General features: G+C 49.0%; 18 protein-coding genes. 14 read left to right on the forward strand and 4 right to left on the reverse strand.

Annotated features, from left to right (window positions below; genetic code table 11):
• Nucleotides 1–76 precede the first annotated feature (76 nt).
• Genes XMD530_RS10395 through XMD530_RS10415 form a run of 5 tightly spaced genes read left to right on the forward strand, consistent with a single transcriptional unit; the run spans nt 77 to nt 4736 of the window.
• Nucleotides 77–1795 carry a proline--tRNA ligase gene (locus XMD530_RS10395; RefSeq protein WP_173482097.1) on the forward strand — a complete coding sequence of 573 codons (1719 nt, stop codon included), beginning with the start codon at nt 77–79 and terminating at the stop codon, nt 1793–1795.
• Nucleotides 1796–1807: 12 nt separating this feature from the next.
• A complete protein-coding gene (gene arsC, locus XMD530_RS10400; RefSeq protein ID WP_173482098.1) occupies nt 1808–2152 on the forward strand; it encodes an arsenate reductase (glutaredoxin) in 345 nt (114 codons plus the stop codon).
• Between the two features lies 1 nt (nt 2153).
• Nucleotides 2154–2732 (forward strand): NAD(P)H:quinone oxidoreductase, encoded by a 579-nt coding sequence (gene wrbA / locus XMD530_RS10405; protein WP_173507119.1) that lies wholly within the window; start codon nt 2154–2156, stop codon nt 2730–2732.
• Between the two features lie 10 nt (nt 2733–2742).
• On the forward strand, nt 2743–3117 hold the full coding sequence (locus XMD530_RS10410) for a DUF2069 domain-containing protein (protein ID WP_173482100.1): 375 nt from the start codon (nt 2743–2745) through the stop codon (nt 3115–3117).
• Complete coding sequence (locus tag XMD530_RS10415; RefSeq protein WP_173482101.1) at nt 3117–4736, forward strand: SufS family cysteine desulfurase; 1620 nt, start codon at nt 3117–3119, stop codon at nt 4734–4736. The genes XMD530_RS10410 and XMD530_RS10415 overlap by 1 nt, the downstream gene beginning before the upstream one ends.
• Here XMD530_RS10415 and dnaQ read toward each other — a convergent pair.
• Genes dnaQ through XMD530_RS10430 form a run of 3 tightly spaced genes read right to left on the reverse strand, consistent with a single transcriptional unit; the run spans nt 4724 to nt 6641 of the window.
• On the reverse strand, nt 4724–5443 hold the full coding sequence (dnaQ, locus tag XMD530_RS10420) for a DNA polymerase III subunit epsilon (protein WP_173482102.1): 720 nt from the start codon (nt 5441–5443) through the stop codon (nt 4724–4726). The genes XMD530_RS10415 and dnaQ overlap by 13 nt on opposite strands.
• Nucleotides 5443–5877, reverse strand: coding sequence for a ribonuclease HI (rnhA, locus tag XMD530_RS10425; RefSeq protein WP_173482103.1), 435 nt, complete (start codon nt 5875–5877; stop codon nt 5443–5445). Before rnhA ends, dnaQ begins: the two co-directional genes overlap by 1 nt.
• The gene (locus XMD530_RS10430; protein ID WP_173482104.1) at nt 5874–6641 is read right to left on the reverse strand and encodes a class I SAM-dependent methyltransferase; all 768 of its coding nucleotides are present in this window, start codon (nt 6639–6641) and stop codon (nt 5874–5876) included. The genes rnhA and XMD530_RS10430 overlap by 4 nt, the downstream gene beginning before the upstream one ends.
• Before the next feature lie 79 nt (nt 6642–6720).
• Between XMD530_RS10430 and gloB the strand changes: the two genes are divergently transcribed.
• From gloB to ahpF, 9 genes are all read left to right on the forward strand, one after another.
• Nucleotides 6721–7494, forward strand: coding sequence for a hydroxyacylglutathione hydrolase (gene gloB / locus XMD530_RS10435; RefSeq protein ID WP_173482105.1), 774 nt, complete (start codon nt 6721–6723; stop codon nt 7492–7494).
• Between the two features lie 121 nt (nt 7495–7615).
• Nucleotides 7616–9217, forward strand: a complete 1602-nt coding sequence (locus XMD530_RS10440) for a LysM peptidoglycan-binding domain-containing protein (RefSeq protein ID WP_173494511.1) — start codon at nt 7616–7618, stop codon at nt 9215–9217.
• Entirely contained in the window at nt 9217–9465 is a 249-nt protein-coding gene (locus XMD530_RS10445) for a hypothetical protein (protein ID WP_173494512.1), read from the forward strand. Before XMD530_RS10440 ends, XMD530_RS10445 begins: the two co-directional genes overlap by 1 nt.
• Before the next feature lie 69 nt (nt 9466–9534).
• Nucleotides 9535–11337 (forward strand): extracellular solute-binding protein, encoded by a 1803-nt coding sequence (locus XMD530_RS10450; protein ID WP_371731515.1) that lies wholly within the window; start codon nt 9535–9537, stop codon nt 11335–11337.
• Nucleotides 11337–12428: a microcin C ABC transporter permease YejB gene (locus XMD530_RS10455; protein WP_173484077.1), complete on the forward strand. Its 1092-nt coding sequence runs from the start codon at nt 11337–11339 to the stop codon at nt 12426–12428. The genes XMD530_RS10450 and XMD530_RS10455 overlap by 1 nt, the downstream gene beginning before the upstream one ends.
• A 3-nt stretch (nt 12429–12431) precedes the next feature.
• On the forward strand, nt 12432–13457 hold the full coding sequence (locus XMD530_RS10460; protein ID WP_173482109.1) for an ABC transporter permease: 1026 nt from the start codon (nt 12432–12434) through the stop codon (nt 13455–13457).
• Nucleotides 13454–15049, forward strand: a complete 1596-nt coding sequence (locus tag XMD530_RS10465) for an ABC transporter ATP-binding protein (RefSeq protein WP_173482110.1) — start codon at nt 13454–13456, stop codon at nt 15047–15049. The genes XMD530_RS10460 and XMD530_RS10465 overlap by 4 nt, the downstream gene beginning before the upstream one ends.
• Before the next feature lie 115 nt (nt 15050–15164).
• On the forward strand, nt 15165–15731 hold the full coding sequence (gene ahpC, locus XMD530_RS10470) for an alkyl hydroperoxide reductase subunit C (RefSeq protein ID WP_173482111.1): 567 nt from the start codon (nt 15165–15167) through the stop codon (nt 15729–15731).
• A gap of 83 nt (nt 15732–15814) precedes the next feature.
• Nucleotides 15815–17362 (forward strand): alkyl hydroperoxide reductase subunit F, encoded by a 1548-nt coding sequence (gene ahpF / locus XMD530_RS10475; protein WP_173494515.1) that lies wholly within the window; start codon nt 15815–15817, stop codon nt 17360–17362.
• A 469-nt stretch (nt 17363–17831) separates the two neighbouring features.
• Here the strand turns inward: ahpF and XMD530_RS10480 are convergent, their stop codons facing one another.
• Complete coding sequence (locus XMD530_RS10480; RefSeq protein WP_173482835.1) at nt 17832–18146, reverse strand: hypothetical protein; 315 nt, start codon at nt 18144–18146, stop codon at nt 17832–17834.
• Nucleotides 18147–18162 lie beyond the last annotated feature (16 nt).

Genomic DNA, 18162 nt, shown 5'->3' on the forward strand with positions numbered 1-18162 from the left:
TTTTTAAAACTTGTAGCCGAAAGAGCCCATCCTTAAACTATGGGCTCTTTTTATTTGAGCTGGAAACAATTTCACCATGCGTGCTAGTCAATTTCTTATTGCGACCGTCAAAGAGACTCCTGCTGATGCAGAGGTTATCAGTCATCAGTTAATGCTTCGTGCGGGCCTCATCCGCAAACTGGCATCAGGCCTATACACCTGGCTACCGATGGGTCTTAAAACACTGCGCAAGGTTGAAAAGATCATTCGCGAAGAGCTCGATGCTTCGGGTGCTCAGGAGCTACTGATGCCTGCGATTCAGCCGGCTGAATTGTGGCAAGAGTCAGGCCGCTGGGAACAGTACGGACCTGAACTGCTCCGTTTGAAAGATCGTCACCAGCGTGATTTCTGTGTTGGACCGACTCACGAAGAGGTGATTACCGATCTGGTTCGCAACCAGCTTAAGAGTTACAAACAGCTACCGGCTAACTTTTACCAAATTCAAACCAAATTCCGTGATGAGATTCGTCCGCGTTTCGGTGTAATGCGCTCACGTGAATTTGTTATGAAGGATGGCTACTCCTTCCACATCAACCAAGAGTCACTACAGAAGACGTACGACGACTACTTTGATGCTTACGTTCGCATCTTCGACCGCCTTAACCTAGATTACCGTCCAGTCATTGCCGATAACGGTTCTATTGGGGGTACCGGCTCTCATGAGTTTCACGTTCTTGCCGCTTCTGGTGAAGATGATATCGCCTTCTCTGACAGCAGCGATTACGCAGCCAATGTTGAAATGGCGGAAGCAATCGCACCTAAAGCCGCTCCGGATGCACCTACAGAAGAGATGCGTTTGGTTGACACGCCTGATGCTAAAACCATTGCCGCGCTCGTTGAACAGCACAACCTACCGATCGAGAAGACGATTAAAACCTTAATGGTCAAAGCGTCGGACGAGGTTGATTCAGAGATCGTTGCCCTTCTGGTTCGTGGCGACCATGAGTTAAATGAGATTAAGGCGGAGAAGCAGCCTGAAGTTGCCTCTCCTCTGACCATGGCAACTGAGGAAGAGATCCGTGCAATTGTGGGCGCCGGCCCTGGCTCCCTTGGTCCAGTCAACCTTCCTATTCCGATCGTTATTGATCGCGCAGTGGCTTGTGCGTCTGACTTTGGTGCCGGTGCTAACATCGATGGTAAACACTACTTCGGAATTAACTGGGAGCGTGATCTTCCTACCCCACGCGTTGCAGATCTTCGCAACGTGCAAGTTGGCGACCCAAGTCCAGACGGCAAAGGTACGCTGAACATTCGTCGCGGTATCGAAGTTGGACACATTTTCCAGTTGGGCTTGAAGTACTCCGAAGCGATGAATGCAACGGTATTGGATGAAAACGGCAAAGCGGTGCCAATGACCATGGGTTGTTACGGTATCGGTGTTACTCGTGTCGTTGCAGCTGCCATTGAGCAGAATCACGATGAGAACGGCATCATCTGGCCAGAATCTCTAGCACCTTTCACCGTTGCTCTAGTACCACTGAACTACGATAAATCTGATGACGTAAAAGCGCTATCGGACAAACTCTACTCAGAACTGAAGGCAAAAGGTGTTGATGTACTACTAGACGACCGAAAAGAGCGCCCAGGGGTTAAATTTGCCGACATGGAGCTAACAGGCATTCCACACCGCCTAGTGATCTCAGACCGAGGCATTGCAGCCGGTCAACTTGAGTACAAAGGTCGACGTGATGCTGAAGCCTCGGATCTTCCACTGGATAACGCAGTGGACGCGCTGATCGCGAAACTGGGCCAATAAGGAACTATTTCAATGAGCATCACTATTCTTCACAACCCTCGCTGCTCTAAATCACGTCAAACTTTGGCACTGGTTGAAGAGCAAGGGGCTGAACTCACCGTTCGTGAGTATTTAAAAGAGCCTCTATCCGCTGATGAGCTTCGTCAATTGATTGCCGCACTGGGTGTAACACCAATCGACCTAGTGCGCACCAAAGAGGATGAGTTCAAGTTGGCCGGTCTGACTAAAGAGTCCTCAGCTGATGCATTGATCGACGCTATGGTTGAGTACCCAAAACTGATGGAGCGTCCCGTTGTGATCAACGGTGACAAGGCGCGCATTGGCCGCCCTCCTGAGCAAGTATTAGAGATTCTGTAATATGTCTGCGCCGTACGTACTGGTTCTATTCTACAGTCGTCATGGCGCGACCCGTGCGCTGGCTGAATCGATCGCACTGGGCATTGAACAATCTGGTATTAACGCTCAAATAAGAACCGTTCCGGCTGCAGAAACGTCTGACCTCGCAGATAGTGAAGGGACACTCTATGTCACACAGGACGATTTAAGAGAGTGCTCAGGCCTAGCATTAGGAAGTCCAACCCGGTTTGGTCATATGGCCAGTGCGTTAAGCGCATTTATCGAGACGACCACGTCAGAGTGGCTGTCTGGCTCGCTGATCGATAAACCGGCAACACTGTTCACCTCATCCAACTCACTGCATGGCGGTCAAGAGAGTACGCTGCTCTCTATGGCTCTGCCTTTGATCCATCAAGGAATGCTGTTAGTCGGTGTTCCCTATAATGTTGCTGAACTGCACTCAACCACCCGTGGTGGCACACCTTACGGTGCCAGTCAGGTATCGCAAAACAGTCACCGCCTATCACAAGACGAACAGAGAATTGCCGTCGCTCAGGGTAAACGTTTAGGTACCCTAGCGCAGCGTTTGAGCAGTCGTTAAAGGAGTTAACATGTCTCTACAACGCAAAGCGTCAATCAGTGGTTTAATTACCCGTGTCAGCTTTATCGCCCTTTTAATCTTCTACACTCTACGTTTCTTATGGTTAGCACCGAGTTCAGGAGATAACCCTTGGGTGATTTGGCTGGTTCACTTACTGCCACTGATCGGTTTTACACCCGCTATATTAAAGGGCACACCGCGTCCTCACGCTTGGCTCTGCTTCGTATTGCTGCTCTATTTCTTGGGCAGTGTACTGACGGCTATCCAACCCCATTTAGCCCTCTATGGTGTGATTGAAGTGTTGTTGATTTCGACTCTGTTTACCGCTGCGATGATGTATACACGCTGGCAGAGTCGCTGGCTGCGTGAGCAAACCAGTCACTGATGGACAGCCAAACCCTGCGACGAATACGTTCGAGCTTTCCTATCCTCAATACACGAGTTGATGGGAAACCCCTGATCTACTTCGATAACGGGGCTACCACTCAAAAACCGCGCGAAGTGATCGATGCAATAACTCAGTTTTATCGGAAAGAGAATGCCAATGTTCACCGTGCGGCTCACCACCTGAGCAGCCTAGCAACCGCACACTTTGAACAGGCTCGAGGTCAATTAGCACAGTTCATTAATGCTAAACCCAATGAAATTGTCTGGACTCGAGGTGCAACCGAAGGTCTCAATCTCGTCGCCGAGAGTTACCTAAGACCCATTCTCAAGGCAGGTGATCGCATTGTTATCGCTATCTCTGCTCATCACGCTGCGATTCTTCCGTTTCAGCGATTAGCGCAGCAGGTTGGCGCCCACTTAGACGTCATCGAACTGACAGCGTCAGGTGAACTCAATTCAGATCAGTACCAAAGCTACCTTAAACTCAATCCAAAACTGGTGGTACTACCCCACGCCTCCAATGTCCTAGGCACCGTCTACCCCATTAAAGAGATGGTAAAACTGGCCAAGAGAGAGGGCCTAACGACTCTGATCGATGGGGCTCAAGCGGCACCGCACCTAGTCTTGGACATGCAGGATCTTGACGCTGATTTTTATGCGTTTTCGGGTCACAAGATGTTTGGTCCGACCGGTATTGGGGTTCTTTACGGGAAAGAGGCTCTGCTTAATGCGATGCCCCCTTGGCAAGTTGGCGGCGAGATGATTGAGTCGGTCAGCTTAACTGAGACCCAGTATGCCGAGGCGCCGCTGCGCTTTGAAGCGGGCACGCCCGATATTGCCGGCGCCATTGGATTGGCAGCTGCCGCTGAGTACCTAAACAATCTAGACCGTGCAGAGATAGAAGAGCACGAGCAGCAACTGACCAGTCACCTCTTGCAGGGACTCAAATCCATAGAGGGGATTAAAATACTCCCTGCTGGAGAGTTCAGCTTACCCATTGTGAGTTTCTATCATGAGACGATCAATGCCGACGACATAGCCGCTCAACTCGATGCACAGGGCATCGCTGTTCGTGCCGGTAGCCACTGCGCGCAACCGCTCATGCAGTCATTTGGATTGCACTCTTCTGTGCGCATCTCTTTAGCGTTTTATAACACAATTGAAGAGCTAGACACTTGTATCGCCCTTTTGCGTTCACTCTGTAGCCATCAACCTGTGACGAGTGATGAGACATCGAATAGCGATTCAGCAAAGCTTTGGATAGAACAGGTTGAGCAAGCGAAAGATTGGCCAACACGACTGAATGCACTGATGAGTTTGGGATCAGTCTCAATAGACCCAAGCCTAAAGCGACCAGAAAATCTCGTCACCGGTTGTGCCAGTCAGACTTGGCTAAAACTGAGTAGTGAAAAGGGTTTTATTCAGTTCGATGGGTGCTCAGAGAGCCGTCAGATTACTGCTCTGATTCAGCTTTTTAAGCACCAGATTGATCAGGGATCCACTGTCGAACAGATCAAGACTTACCTAACGGACCTTGGCTTGGAAAGGCAGTTGAGTCGCACGCGTGGCAACGCCATTCAACGTTTGATTGAATGGCTAGAGTCTCACGACTCCTGAGAAAGGTTTCGCCACACAGCGCCGTCTGATTTCTTATCCAGCATATCCAAAAAACGTTCGTGCTCAGTGAGGTCATCTTCACTCGCTTTCAACACTTTAAGACCAGAAACCTGTTCAGGAGTAAGGCGTCTGATTCGCTGTCCACCACCCTCTTCATCTTGCCCATCCACCGATAGACTCAAGGCGGTTTGACCACCCGTAATCGCCAAATAGACATCGGCTAGGATTTCAGAGTCGAGCAAGGCGCCGTGCAATTCACGGTGCGAGTTATCTATAAAGTACCGACGACAGAGAGCATCTAGGTTGTTCTTCTGACCAGGGTGTTTTTTACGCGCTAAGGCTAAGCTGTCGGTAATCGTACAGAACTCTTCGATGCGCTCTTTAATCCCGTTGCGCTCAAACTCCTTATTAATGAAGCCGACATCGAACGACGCGTTATGGATGATCAGTTCGGCACCACGCACGTATTCAATGAATTCGTGCATCACAACATTGAACTTAGGCTTGTCTGCCAAAAATTCATTGGTAATGCCGTGGACCTGCATCGCCTCAGCATCAACCTCACGATCGGGCAGAATGTATTGATGGTAGTTGTTACCGGTTAAGCGGCGTGCCACCATCTCCACACAACCGATCTCGATGATGTTGTGACCCTCTTCGGGCTCAAGACCGGTGGTTTCAGTATCGAGTACAATTTGACGACTCATTAGAGCTGTTCCTCATATCCGCGATTAGCCAACTGATCGGCTCGTTCATTACCTGGATCACCACTATGGCCCTTAACCCATCGCCACTCAATGTCATGTTGTTGTGTCGCCTGATGAAGTCGCTGCCAAAGCTCGGCATTTTTAACCGGCTTGCCCTGGGAGTTTTTCCAATTTCGCTTCATCCAGCCGTGGATCCACTCTGTGATCCCTTTGCGCAGGTATTCCGAATCTGTATAAAGAATCACTTTAGAGGGTCGTTTTAAACACTCTAGCGATTCGATAGCCGCCATGATCTCCATGCGATTATTGGTGGTTTCATGCTCCCCACCCCACATCTCTTTCTCAGCACCGCCATAACTTAATAGCGCACCCCAACCACCAGGCCCAGGATTACCTTTACAGGCCCCGTCGGTATATATCTTGACTACTTTCAACTCTTATTTCGCCTTACACCAGCACTTGTTGCTTTAGATTCTATCACTTGTAACTTGCCAAGTAGACGACGATTCCACTGCGGTTGCAGTGGTGTGAGTCCCGCTACATCTTTTCTTGCTGTTATTGTGAACAGGTTGCCTGATTTAAACGGCAACGCCTTAATCACCTTGGCCACAGGCCTGATCCGTTGCCGCCACTGGTTACTCTCCAGAGGGTAGTTGAACTCTTTAGAGTCCCCACCTAAGGATGAGAGCTGCAGCAACTTAAACCAATCGCCTAAACGGTGTTGCGAGATAAATTGGGCACGCCAAGGGGCGCCCTGATTTCTCTTAAACTGTGAGTGCAACCCTAACCAGGAGGTCGGATTAAAACCCAACAAAATCAGATGACCACCAGGGCGAAGGATACGGGCCGCTTCACGAATAACTTGGTGTGGATCCGCAGAAAACTCATGAGCATGGTGCAATACCAAAATATCAATGACCGCCGACTGCACGGGCAGCTCTTCTGGCGTTGCAATTAGGGTTCGTTCTTCCATCCCTAGCTCAACTCTAGGAGCAACCAATACAGCGTGCTGAGCTCTGGCTGTATCACAGAGCCACTGACGACCGTCCAAAGTAACCTGTAATAGACGACTGCCCTGCACGGAGAGCAATGCACGCTCGATCATCTGGCGCTCTTGTGCCAAAAACTGCTGCCCCAACTCTGAGTCGTACCAGGCTTGCAGTTCGCTGACTGCGTTCAAATCAGTCACACTACTCATCGTTTTCACCTTCAAATGAGGTTCTCATTGATCTCTATTCTAGGTAACCTGAGGGGAAATTTCAGCCTCGGAGTTCAGGATGTTTAAGCTAACCCCATTACCCGCATTTGACGATAACTATATCTGGGTCATCGAATCACCTGATGACTCATCCATTGCCGTTGTCGATCCAGGTGATGCGGATGTGGTTGAACAGCATCTGACTCAATCCAACAAAACATTGGCTGCTATCCTAGTCACCCATCACCACCGAGATCATACTGGCGGTGTTGACGCCTTGAATGCGCGATACTCAGTGCCTGTTTACGGCTCATCTGAGTCAAAGTTTCCTGGTGTAACACACCCTCTATCTGACGGAGACTCCATTGAGCTGTTTGGGGCGTCTCTATGTATCAAAGCTGTCCCTGCACACACTCTGGATCATATCGCCTACTTAGTTAACGGCGATACACCGCAGCTGTTCTGTGGCGATACACTGTTTTTAGCTGGCTGCGGTCGCCTGTTTGAGGGAAGTGCAGATCAGATGCAAAAAGCAATGGACTACTTTGCAAGCCTACCGGATGCGACCGAGGTCTACTGTACGCATGAGTACTCTCTAGCCAACCTGGCCTTTGCCAAAGCCGCTGACCCAGAAAATAGTGACATCGACCAAGCGATCACTCGATGCGAACAGCTAAGATCCGATAACAGACCGACACTGCCAAGCAGCATCGGATTAGAACGCCAGATAAACCCCTACATGCGAACGCGTGAAGCGGCATTGATTCAAAGCGCCAGCCACTATTCTAACCAAACACTCTCTGCTGGAGTCGAGACCTTGGCGGCACTGCGAGAATGGAAGAACAGCTTCTAAATAGTGATCTATGAAGTGGACTTTTTATTCCTTAACAGAAAATTAATGAAATTGACCCAATAGCCCCTCACAGGTAGAATTGCGGCTTTAAATTTTCGGTATAAATGTCCAGAAAGGCACTATGGCAAAGTTGAAATCGACACTGATGGTTGGCGCCCTTGCGATCACACTCGCAGGCTGTCAGACCGTCGCGACACAACAGAGCGCACAGCAGAGTCCAACCGAGCCTGTCCAGGTGCTTGAGAGCGAGCCTGTTCTTGTTCAGCGTACCGAACCCAAAGTGAAGCCAGAGTGGGATGAAGCCCCGATTAAATCGGTACTTCTAGAACTTGAGAAAGATCCAAAGAAAGCAGACTTGTGGGAAATAACCCGCAACAACATGCGACTCAACCACAACCTGGACAAAAAGGTCGTTCAACAGCATATCGATTGGTATGTTGAGCACGACAAATATTTGAACCGCTTAACAGGCCGCGCCTCTCGTTACTACCACTTTGTACTGCATGAAGTGATCAAACGTGGCATGCCGGCAGAGATCGCTCTAATACCAGCAGTAGAGTCCTCTTACGACCCATTTGCCAAATCACCGGCTAAAGCGTCTGGAGCATGGCAGTTCATGCCAGCAACCGGCGATCATTTCGGTCTTAAACGTAACTGGTGGTACGACGGTCGACGCGACATTGTTGCATCAACGCATGCGGCATTGAACTACCTAGAGTATCTGCACGACTACCTCGATGGGGATTGGTTGTTGGCCATGGCCGCTTACAACGCCGGTGAGGGAACCGTAGGTCGTGCAGTTAAACGCAATAAAAAAGCCGGCAAGCCAACCGATTTTTGGAATCTAAAACTGCCGCGTGAGACTCGCCACTACGTCCCTAAAATTCTAGCGATCTCTGAGGTGTTCAAAAACCCCGAGAAGCATGGTCTTGCTTTAGCACCTCTTGCAGACAAACCCTATTTTGAAATCGTCGATACTGGGGGGCAGATTGATCTGTCACGCGCTGCTGAGTTGAGCGGAGTGGAACTGGATGAGATCTACAGGCTCAACGCGGGATTTTCACAATGGGCTACGGACCCAGAAGGCCCGCACCAGCTATTGGTTCCGGTTGATAACGCGGCGCGCTTTAAAACCGAACTAGCATCACTCGCCCCTTCAGACAGAATCAACTGGGCTCGTTACGAAGTTAAGCCTGGCGATAGCTTATCGGTCATCGCTAAGCGCTTTAACACAAACATTTCGACCATTCAGACCTCGAATGATTTGAAAAGTTCTCTGATTCGCGTTGGCCAATCTCTATTGATCCCATCAGCGCTGGTTGATGCCAGCCAGTACCGCTTGAGTGATACGCAACGTCGCACCGCCAGTATCCGCAAGAGCGCACCCGCAGGCAGTAAAAAGATTCTTCACACGGTTAAATCCGGTGATTCGCTCTGGAAAATTGCGAAAATCTACGGCGTTGATCACAAGTCGATCGCTCGCTGGAACAACTTTGGCACCTCTAAGACGCTTAAAATTGGTGAGCGTTTAGCGATTTTCAAAGCCGATGCTCAAGCCTCTTCAACTGCACAGTACTTGGTCCGCAAGGGTGATAACCTCAGCGTCATTGCGCAGCGCCACAACATCAGTGTTCAGCAACTGCTTAAATGGAACGACATCAGCATCGATACCCTATTGATGCCAGGCCAACCCCTTCGCGTTAAACAACCTGAGCAGGGCTAATGGATACTTTAGGCATTGCAATCATCGTAATCTCGGTGGTTCTAGCTGTGTTCTTCAAAGTAGTTGTGATGAAACGCATCCGCGAATGGGTTGATCAAGACCTCATTCGCAGTCTCTCGATGGGCGATCAAATCAAGCTGACTAAGCTGATGGAGTTGGATCAGCAGCTTAAAAGCCAAGAGACGCCTCGTGGCGAACGTCATCAGCAACTGGAAAAGCTTGCTGAGTCACTCAATTCAACAAAATAAGTTGAATTTTTAACCCTAGCACCCTATTTCTAACGTATAGTTTTATAAACTGTTTCGTTGGAGGTTTCCGTGGCTTTGGGTTCTATTCAAAAAAATTCCATAAAAAAAATAGGCGCCATTCTCTCATTCGCCGTTGCACTGACGGCTCATGCCAGTGTCGAGTCTTCGCACGGGATCGCGATGCACGGCGACCTGAAATACGATGCAGGGTTTAGTCATTTTGAGTACGTTAACCCAGAAGCACCTAAAGGCGGAGTTTTTAAACAGGCCGCCAACGGCACTTTTGATAGCTTTAACCCTTTTATTATCAAAGGCACAGCAGCGGATGGTACCGGATTAACCTTTGACACCCTGATGGCTCGCTCTTACGACGAACCCTTCACTCAGTACGGCTTACTAGCCGAAGCGGTCCGTATGCCTGAATCCAGAGCCTGGGTTGAGTTTGATCTTCGTAAGCAGGCACGTTTCAGCGATGGTACCCCTGTGACAGCAATCGATGTCATCGAGACCTTCAGACTATTGCGTGAACAGGGCTCACCCTTCTACAAAGCTTACTACCGCGACATCCGTTCAATCACCGCTATTACAGACCATACTGTCCGTTTTGAGTTTGGCAGTGAAGAGAACCGCGAATTGCCATTGATCATTGGCGAGGTCCCTATTCTCTCTGCGAACTATTGGAAAGAACGAGACTTCACCAAGCCTTCGCTGGACCCTATCTTGGGTTCAGGGCCCTACGTTGTAGACTCTTTTGAAGCGGGTAGAACCATTACCTACAAGCGCAACCCAGATTATTGGGGAACCGACCTTCCGGTTAACCGCGGTCGCTACAACTTTGATGCCATGCAGTTTGATTACTACCGTGACAGCACCGTCGCACTGGAGGCATTCAAAGCTGAAGAGTATGACTTTAGAGAGGAGAACTCCTCTAAAAACTGGGCGACCAGCTATACGGGCCCGGCATTTGATGAGGGTCGTATTAAGAAGGAGCTGATTGCTGATGCCAACCCGGCTGGTATGCAAGCCTTTATCATGAATACGCGCCTCGACAAGTTCAGTGATCCTCGTGTTCGATCAGCCATCGCACACGGCTTCGATTTTGAGTGGACCAATGCCAACCTGTTTTACAGCGCATACACTCGCAGTCACAGTTTCTTCTCTAATTCAGAGATGGCCGCCACTGAACTACCCAGTGAAAAAGAGTTGGCCATTTTAGAGCCGTTCAGAGGCCAGATTCCGGATGAGGTGTTTACAACCGTTTACCAAGCGCCAACCACCAAAGGGGATGGGCGCAACCGAACTCAACTTCGCACAGCACTTAAACTTTTAAAAGAGGCTGGCTGGACACTAAAAGATGGCAAATTGGTTAATGATGCCGGAGATTCATTCAATTTCGAAATACTACTGGTGCAAAAGGATTTTGAACGCGTCGTTGCACCCTTTATTCAAAATCTAGAGAAACTGGGGATGCAGGTCAGCATCCGCATCGTTGATGTATCCCAGTATATTAATCGTCTTCGTTCAACTGACTTCGACATGATCGTCGGCAGCTTTGGACAGAGCAGCTCACCAGGCAATGAGCAGCGCGAATTTTGGGGATCGGAAGCCGCCGATCAACCCGGTAGCAGAAATCTAATCGGCATCAAAGATCCCGCGATTGATCAGTTAGTGGAGCTTCTGATTCAAGCTCCGGATCGTGAGCAGCTTGTGCTGCGTGCTCGAGCACTGGATCGAGTATTGCAGTGGAACCATTTTGTGGTGCCTCAGTTCCACATCGACTCACACCGTGTCGCCTACTGGGATAAATTTGAGTTACCTGCGATTCGCCCCACCTACACCATTGGACTGGATACCTGGTGGGCTAAGCCATAATGGCAGCGTACATTGTTCGACGATTACTGCTCATGATACCGACGCTGTTCGGTATCTTGCTGTTGAACTTCCTAATTATTCAACTGGCGCCTGGTGGACCGGTTGAACAAGCTCTCGCTCACCTACAGGGTTTTTCGGTTGATGCGACCAGTCGTATTGGTTCAGGAGAGCGTTCAGATATCAGCGCCGATGCACAAGGCGGCGATTCAAAATATCGGGGTGCCCAAGGCATGGACCCCGCACTGGTTGCTGAGATCGAACAACTCTATGGCTTTGACAAGCCGGCCCATGAGCGGTTTTTTAAGATGCTGACAGACTATCTAACCTTCGATTTTGGCCGTAGTTTTTTCAGTGATAAACCGGTGGTTGATCTGATTATCGAAAAGATGCCTGTCTCGATCTCTCTTGGGCTATGGACCACACTGATCACCTACCTAGTCTCCATTCCTTTAGGCATTCGAAAAGCGGTTCGAGATGGCTCCCCTTTTGATATCTGGAGTTCCAGCATCATCATTGTTGGCTACGCGATCCCAAACTTCTTGTTTGCTATTTTACTGATCGTACTATTTGCCGGCGGCACCTACTTTGAGTGGTTTCCGTTGCGAGGCTTAACTTCACCCGGATTTGAAGAGATGACTCTGATCGAAAAAATCGGGGATTACTTCTGGCACCTTGCTCTACCAATCCTAGCGTCCGTTATTTCCAGCTTCGCAACGCTGACCATGCTGACTAAAAACACCTTCCTTGATGAGATCCATAAGCAGTATGCACTGACCGCTCGGGCTAAGGGTTTAACCGAGCATCAGGTTCTTTACGGCCATGTATTCCGAAATGCCATGCTACTGATCATAGCGGGTATGCCTGCTGCATTGATTGGTATTTTCTTCACAGGATCGATGTTGATTGAGGTGATCTTCTCACTGGATGGTTTAGGGCTGCTTGGCTATGAGGCGGTTATCAACCGAGATTACCCTGTTATTTTCGGTACGCTCTACATCTTCACCCTAGTGGGGCTTCTATTAAAGCTGGTATCAGACATCACCTATACCCTTGTCGATCCTCGTATCGATTTTGAGAGTCGAGAGGGTTAAACGATGGCATCACCCATTACTCAGCGACGCATTGCACAGTTTAAAAGCAACCGACGAGCCTACTACTCGTTTTGGATCTTTATGTTGCTGTTTACCCTGTCGCTCTTTGCTGAATTGATCGCAAATGACAAACCGATCCTAATCAAAACGGATCAAGGGCTGTTCTATCCGTTAATGGAAAACTATACAGAGACCGATTTTGGCGGTGACTTTGATGCACCGGTCGACTACCGCGATCCCTATATTACTGAACTGATTGAGGAGCAAAACGGCACTCTATGGTGGCCCGTTATCCCGTTCAGCTACGACACAATCAATTTTAACTTGGACCAACCGGCCCCCTCTCCGCCTACTACCGACAACTGGTTAGGCACTGATGACCAGGGGCGTGATGTCGCGGCAAGATTGATCTACGGTTTTCGTATCTCGATACTGTTTGCCACGGTCCTGACCCTTGCCAGCTCAGTTATTGGCGTTGTGGCGGGTGCTTTACAGGGGTATTACGGAGGCAAGGTCGATCTATTGATGCAGCGTTTCATTGAGATCTGGTCCGGTCTGCCGGTTCTCTTCCTATTGATCATTCTAGCCAGCCTAGTGGAGCCTAATTTCTGGTGGTTGCTAGGGATTATGTTGCTCTTCTCATGGATGAATTTGGTGGATGTGGTGCGCGCTGAATTCTTGCGTGCACGCAACCTAGAGTATGTCAGAGCAGCAAGGGCTCTAGGGCAACCGAACTCAGTCATCATGTTTAAGCATGTCCTTCCCAATGCTATGGTTGCGACTCTGACGTTTATGCCCTTCATCTTTAATGGTGCACTGGTGACATTAACCGCGCTCGACTTTCTTGGCTTTGGCCTACCACCCGGTTCGCCATCCTTAGGTGAACTTGTGGCACAGGGCAAAGAGAATCTTCATGCACCTTGGTTAGGTGTGACCGCTTTCTTATCACTCTCTATCATGCTGACGTTACTGATCTTTATTGGTGAAGGTGTTCGTGACGCGTTTGATCCCAGGAAACAGAGCCGATGAAACCGATTCTAGACGTAAAACATTTATCGATTCGATTTCCTGATCAGCCTGAAGCAGCTGTAGAGAATCTAAGTTTTTCTCTACACGCAGGTGAAACACTGGCGATTGTTGGAGAATCGGGTTCAGGCAAATCGGTCTCAGCCCTGTCGCTATTGAAACTGCTGCCTGAGCAGACAGAGATACAAGCAGACTCGATCGTTTTCCAGGGGAAAGATCTTCAGGACGCAACAGAAGCCGAACTTCGATCAATAAGAGGCCACCGAATCAGCTACATTTTTCAGGAGCCGATGACCTCTCTTAATCCGCTTCATAGCATCGAGAAACAGATAGCTGAATCGCTTAAACTGCATAAGGGATTATCGGGCTCTAAGGCCCGTACACGAGTGATAGAGCTTCTAGAGCTGGTGGGTATCCCATCACCTGAATCCCGTTTGAAAAGTTACCCCCACGAGCTATCAGGCGGTCAGCGCCAGCGTGTCATGATTGCGATGGCATTAGCCAACGAACCCGAGATTCTAATTGCCGACGAACCCACCACTGCGTTGGATGTCACGATACAGAAGCAGATATTAGATCTGCTGATGGCACTGCAACAAAAATTGGGAATGGCCATACTGATCATCACTCACGATCTGAATGTTGTGCAGCGTTACGCCGATCGAATTCTCGTCATGCAACAGGGAAAGGTCGTTGAGCAGGGCGATACTCTTACACTGTTTAATGCACCCAACCACCCCTACACAAACACACTGCTCAATGCAGAACCTGTGCGCGACCTCGCTGCTGTTGAAGCAGACGCTAACACCTTGTTAGAAGCTAAAAACATTCGAGTCTGGTTTCCTAAAACTCAGGGCCTTCTAAAACGCGTTTATGATCACATTAAAGCGGTTGACGGCATCGATCTGCAGATCAAAAAGGGCGAGACATTGGGTATTGTCGGTGAATCAGGGTCAGGTAAATCAACCCTGGCCTTTGCCCTTCTGAAACTGACCAAAAGCGAAGGTGAGATATGGCTAGATGGCAGACGTGTTGATTCGCTCAACCAAAAGGAGATGCGACCTCATCGCCGTGTTGCCCAGATCGTTTTCCAAGATCCCTTCGGTAGCCTCAGCCCGAGAATGACTGTGGCAGAGATCATTAGTGAGGGGCTGGAAGTACAACAGAGTTTCTCACCTGAACAGAGAGAAGCCGCTGTCATTCAAGCCCTTCTGGATGTGCAGCTAGATCCAGAATCTAGACATCGCTACCCGCATGAGTTCTCAGGTGGCCAGCGACAACGAATCGCCATCGCGCGAGCACTGGTATTAAAGCCTAAATTAATCGTGTTAGATGAGCCGACCTCTGCCCTCGACAGAACGGTTCAAAAACAGGTCATTGATCTACTTCAATCCCTGCAACGCCAATATAAACTAAGCTATCTTTTTATTAGCCACGATCTCGCTGTCATAAAAGCGTTAAGTCACCGCGTTATGGTGATGAAAGGTGGCAAAGTGGTTGAATCTGGCACTGCAGAGGCTATTTTTAATGCCCCTTCGACGGATTACACCCGCGAATTAATTTCTGCATCAGCCCTTGAAAAAGAGACTGCCTGATAGCATTTATTAATAACATCATTAGTTACAATTAATTTTACCTTTTTGTCGGCGAACTTTAAGATTCGTCGCATTCTTGAAACATGACAATTTAACCAACCAAGGAGAAGACAGAATGTCTGCTTACATTAACCAGGAAGTTAAACCATTTAACGCAACAGCATTCCACGCTGGCGAATTCGTAGAAGTTTCAGAAGCTGACCTTAAAGGTAAGTGGTCTGTTGTTTTCTTCTACCCAGCAGATTTCACGTTCATCTGCCCAACAGAGCTAGGTGACCTTGCAGACAGCTACGCTGAGTTCCAGAAGATCGGTGTTGAGATCTACGCAGTATCAACTGATACTCACTTCACTCACAAAGCATGGCACGACTCTTCTGAGACGATCGGTAAAATCACTTACCCAATGATCGGCGATCCAACTGGCCAGATCTCTCGCAACTTCGACGTAATGATCGAGGAAGCAGGTCTTGCTGAGCGCGGTACTTTCGTTATCGATCCAGAAGGTAAAATTCAGATCGTTGAGATCAACTCTGGTTCTGTAGGCCGTGACGCATCAGAACTTCTTCGCAAGATCAAAGCTGCACAGTACGTTGCTGCTCACCCAGGCGAAGTATGTCCTGCTAAATGGAAAGAAGGCGCTGAGACTCTAGCACCATCTTTGGATCTTGTTGGTAAGATCTAATCGGACCTAAGTCCTTTCCCGAGGCTGCACTCGCAGCCTCGTTTCTCTCTAAAGCTTAGTTATTTTTTATTCATGAGGTCATCATGCTAGAGCCAAATATTGTCCAACAGTTGGACCAGTACCTTAGCTACATCAAACAACCGATTGAGCTTAAGTTAGCTGCTGACGACTCAGCAAAAGGTAACGAACTTAGAGAGCTCGCGACAACGCTCGCTGAGCGTAGCGACAAAATTACGCTAACTGATTGGGATCATCACCGAGTGCCAAGCATGGCCATTCTTGGTGAAGCCGATGCTGAACCACGTGTTGTGTTCTCCGGTATTCCAATGGGTCACGAATTTACAACTCTGATTCTTGCTCTTCTTCAAGCCGGTGGACACCCAAGCAAAGAGCCTGAAGAGGTTCAGAGTCAGATTAAGAGCCTTGAGGGTGAGTTCCATTTTGAAACTTACATCTCGCTCTCTTGTCAAAACTGTCCGGATTTGGTGCAAGCTCTAAACCTGATGGCACGCCTAAATCCAAACATCACCAGCACGATGATCGATGGCGCACTCTACCAATCTGAAGTAGAAGAGCGTGAGGTGATGGCCGTACCCGCTGTATTCCTGAACGGTGAACTATTTACCCAAGGGCGTACTGAGCTCAAAGAGATTCTAGCGAAGCTTGATACTGCCGGTGCTGAGCGCGAAGCAGAAGCGCTATCGGAACGCGACCCATACGATGTACTCGTTGTAGGTGGCGGTCCTGCAGGTGCAGCCGCTGCTATCTATGCAGCTCGCAAAGGGATTCGCACCGGTTTAGTCGCCGAGCGATTTGGTGGTCAGGTTCAAGACACCATGGGCATTGAGAACCTAATCTCAGTTCCCTACACAGAGGGACCAAAACTGGTCTCTAACATGGAACAGCACGTTAAAGAGTACAACGTAGATATCATCACGGCGCAACGCGCAGCGGGCCTCTCTGAAGCCGATGGCCTACATCAACTGAACTTAGAGAGCGGTGCAAACCTACAGTCGAAAACCATTATTATGGCGACGGGCGCCCGCTGGCGTGAGATGGGTGTCCCAGGTGAAGCGGAATACAAAGGTAAAGGCGTTGCCTACTGTCCACACTGTGATGGCCCACTGTTTAAAGGTAAGCGCGTAGCTGTTATTGGTGGCGGCAACTCAGGCATCGAAGCAGCTATCGATCTTGCCGGTGTGGTCAGTGAAGTAACCGTTTTAGAATTTGGTGACACACTTCGTGCAGACCAAGTGTTGCAAGACAAAGCAAACTCGCTCTCTAATGTCACCATTATCAAGAACGCGCAAACCACAGAGATCACTGGAGCGAATGGTAAGGTTAACGGCTTGATCTATACCGACCGCACCTCTGGCGAATCTCACAGCGTTGAGCTAGAAGGTGTATTTGTTCAGATCGGCTTAGTGCCAAATACTGAGTGGTTAAAAGAGAGTGCCGTTGAGCTAACCAAATTTGGTGAGATCCAGATCGATGATCGCGGTGCTACCAATGTACCAGGCGTATTCGCAGCGGGTGATGCAACCACCGTGCCTTACAAACAGATCATCATCTCGATGGGTGCCGGTGCTACAGCCTCTCTATCCGCCTTTGATCACCTGATTCGAAACTAAGTCGAAGAGGCTAGCAAATAAAAAAAGGAGAGTTTAATGCTCTCCTTTTTTGTCTCTTAACGGCACACTCCGGACCCTAGCCTCAAAACGGTGAATAGTTGCAAAGTGTAAACAGCGACCCAAAGGCTACTGAAGAGAATCCTCAGAAGCGGACGTTAGCCAAACTAACGAACGTAGAGTGACAAGTGACTGCAAGTATCGGGATTAGTATTTAGCCTCTCGGAATTGAAGGCTGTGCTTTACCCTCTGGAACCGCGTGAACAAGTGAACCCAATAACTCTGTGAATGACTGCGCAATACCAGACATTAGCTTCCAATTTTCTCAGAGCTGATAAGCGCACATTGCAGCACTTACACGATCTGATAGATTTCCCTGAAGCCGACATTTGCAGAGAGATCCTATTCCTACTCTCATCTCAGGAAAACCCGAAGAATTCTGCCCTCAAACGGGAGGCTGCCTCAAACCCGGTCAACCATTGAACGACAGACCCAACGGTTTGGCGACACCTGCGGGTATTCTAGAACTGAGAATTACGGGAAGGCTGTAAAGCTTAGATTTTGACAAGAACACTGCACCAACACTCTCGCACTCTCGTTTGATGGCTTCGTTGTCATCATCACTCAAAATCACTACGAGCGGTATTTTCAGATCAAAGCGAATGAGTCTTGAACAGAACTCTATGGCCGTTTCGTCTATTAACCAGTAATCGACTACTAAAACTTCGGTATTTAAGTACCTCATCAACAGAGCAAACGCCTGTGATGCTCGCTCGCAGGCAGGCATGCGCTTTAAAGCCCGA

This window comes from Marinobacterium sp. xm-d-530, from assembly GCF_013283365.1.
Classification (GTDB): domain Bacteria; phylum Pseudomonadota; class Gammaproteobacteria; order Pseudomonadales; family Balneatricaceae; genus Marinobacterium_E.

Excerpts from the sequence above, each read along its gene's own strand:
- XMD530_RS10395 (WP_173482097.1), top strand. The coding sequence starts at position 77 with ATGCGTGCTAGTCAATTTCTTATTGCGACCGTCAAAGAGACTCCTGCT.
- arsC (WP_173482098.1), top strand. The coding sequence starts at position 1,808 with ATGAGCATCACTATTCTTCACAACCCTCGCTGCTCTAAATCACGTCAA.
- wrbA (WP_173507119.1), top strand. The coding sequence starts at position 2,154 with ATGTCTGCGCCGTACGTACTGGTTCTATTCTACAGTCGTCATGGCGCG.
- XMD530_RS10410 (WP_173482100.1), top strand. The coding sequence starts at position 2,743 with ATGTCTCTACAACGCAAAGCGTCAATCAGTGGTTTAATTACCCGTGTC.
- XMD530_RS10415 (WP_173482101.1), top strand. The coding sequence starts at position 3,117 with ATGGACAGCCAAACCCTGCGACGAATACGTTCGAGCTTTCCTATCCTC.
- dnaQ (WP_173482102.1), bottom strand. The coding sequence starts at position 5,443 with ATGAGTCGTCAAATTGTACTCGATACTGAAACCACCGGTCTTGAGCCC.
- XMD530_RS10430 (WP_173482104.1), bottom strand. The coding sequence starts at position 6,641 with ATGAGTAGTGTGACTGATTTGAACGCAGTCAGCGAACTGCAAGCCTGG.
- gloB (WP_173482105.1), top strand. The coding sequence starts at position 6,721 with ATGTTTAAGCTAACCCCATTACCCGCATTTGACGATAACTATATCTGG.
- XMD530_RS10440 (WP_173494511.1), top strand. The coding sequence starts at position 7,616 with ATGGCAAAGTTGAAATCGACACTGATGGTTGGCGCCCTTGCGATCACA.
- XMD530_RS10445 (WP_173494512.1), top strand. The coding sequence starts at position 9,217 with ATGGATACTTTAGGCATTGCAATCATCGTAATCTCGGTGGTTCTAGCT.
- XMD530_RS10455 (WP_173484077.1), top strand. The coding sequence starts at position 11,337 with ATGGCAGCGTACATTGTTCGACGATTACTGCTCATGATACCGACGCTG.
- XMD530_RS10460 (WP_173482109.1), top strand. The coding sequence starts at position 12,432 with ATGGCATCACCCATTACTCAGCGACGCATTGCACAGTTTAAAAGCAAC.
- XMD530_RS10465 (WP_173482110.1), top strand. The coding sequence starts at position 13,454 with ATGAAACCGATTCTAGACGTAAAACATTTATCGATTCGATTTCCTGAT.
- ahpC (WP_173482111.1), top strand. The coding sequence starts at position 15,165 with ATGTCTGCTTACATTAACCAGGAAGTTAAACCATTTAACGCAACAGCA.
- ahpF (WP_173494515.1), top strand. The coding sequence starts at position 15,815 with ATGCTAGAGCCAAATATTGTCCAACAGTTGGACCAGTACCTTAGCTAC.
- XMD530_RS10480 (WP_173482835.1), bottom strand. The coding sequence starts at position 18,146 with ATGCCTGCCTGCGAGCGAGCATCACAGGCGTTTGCTCTGTTGATGAGG.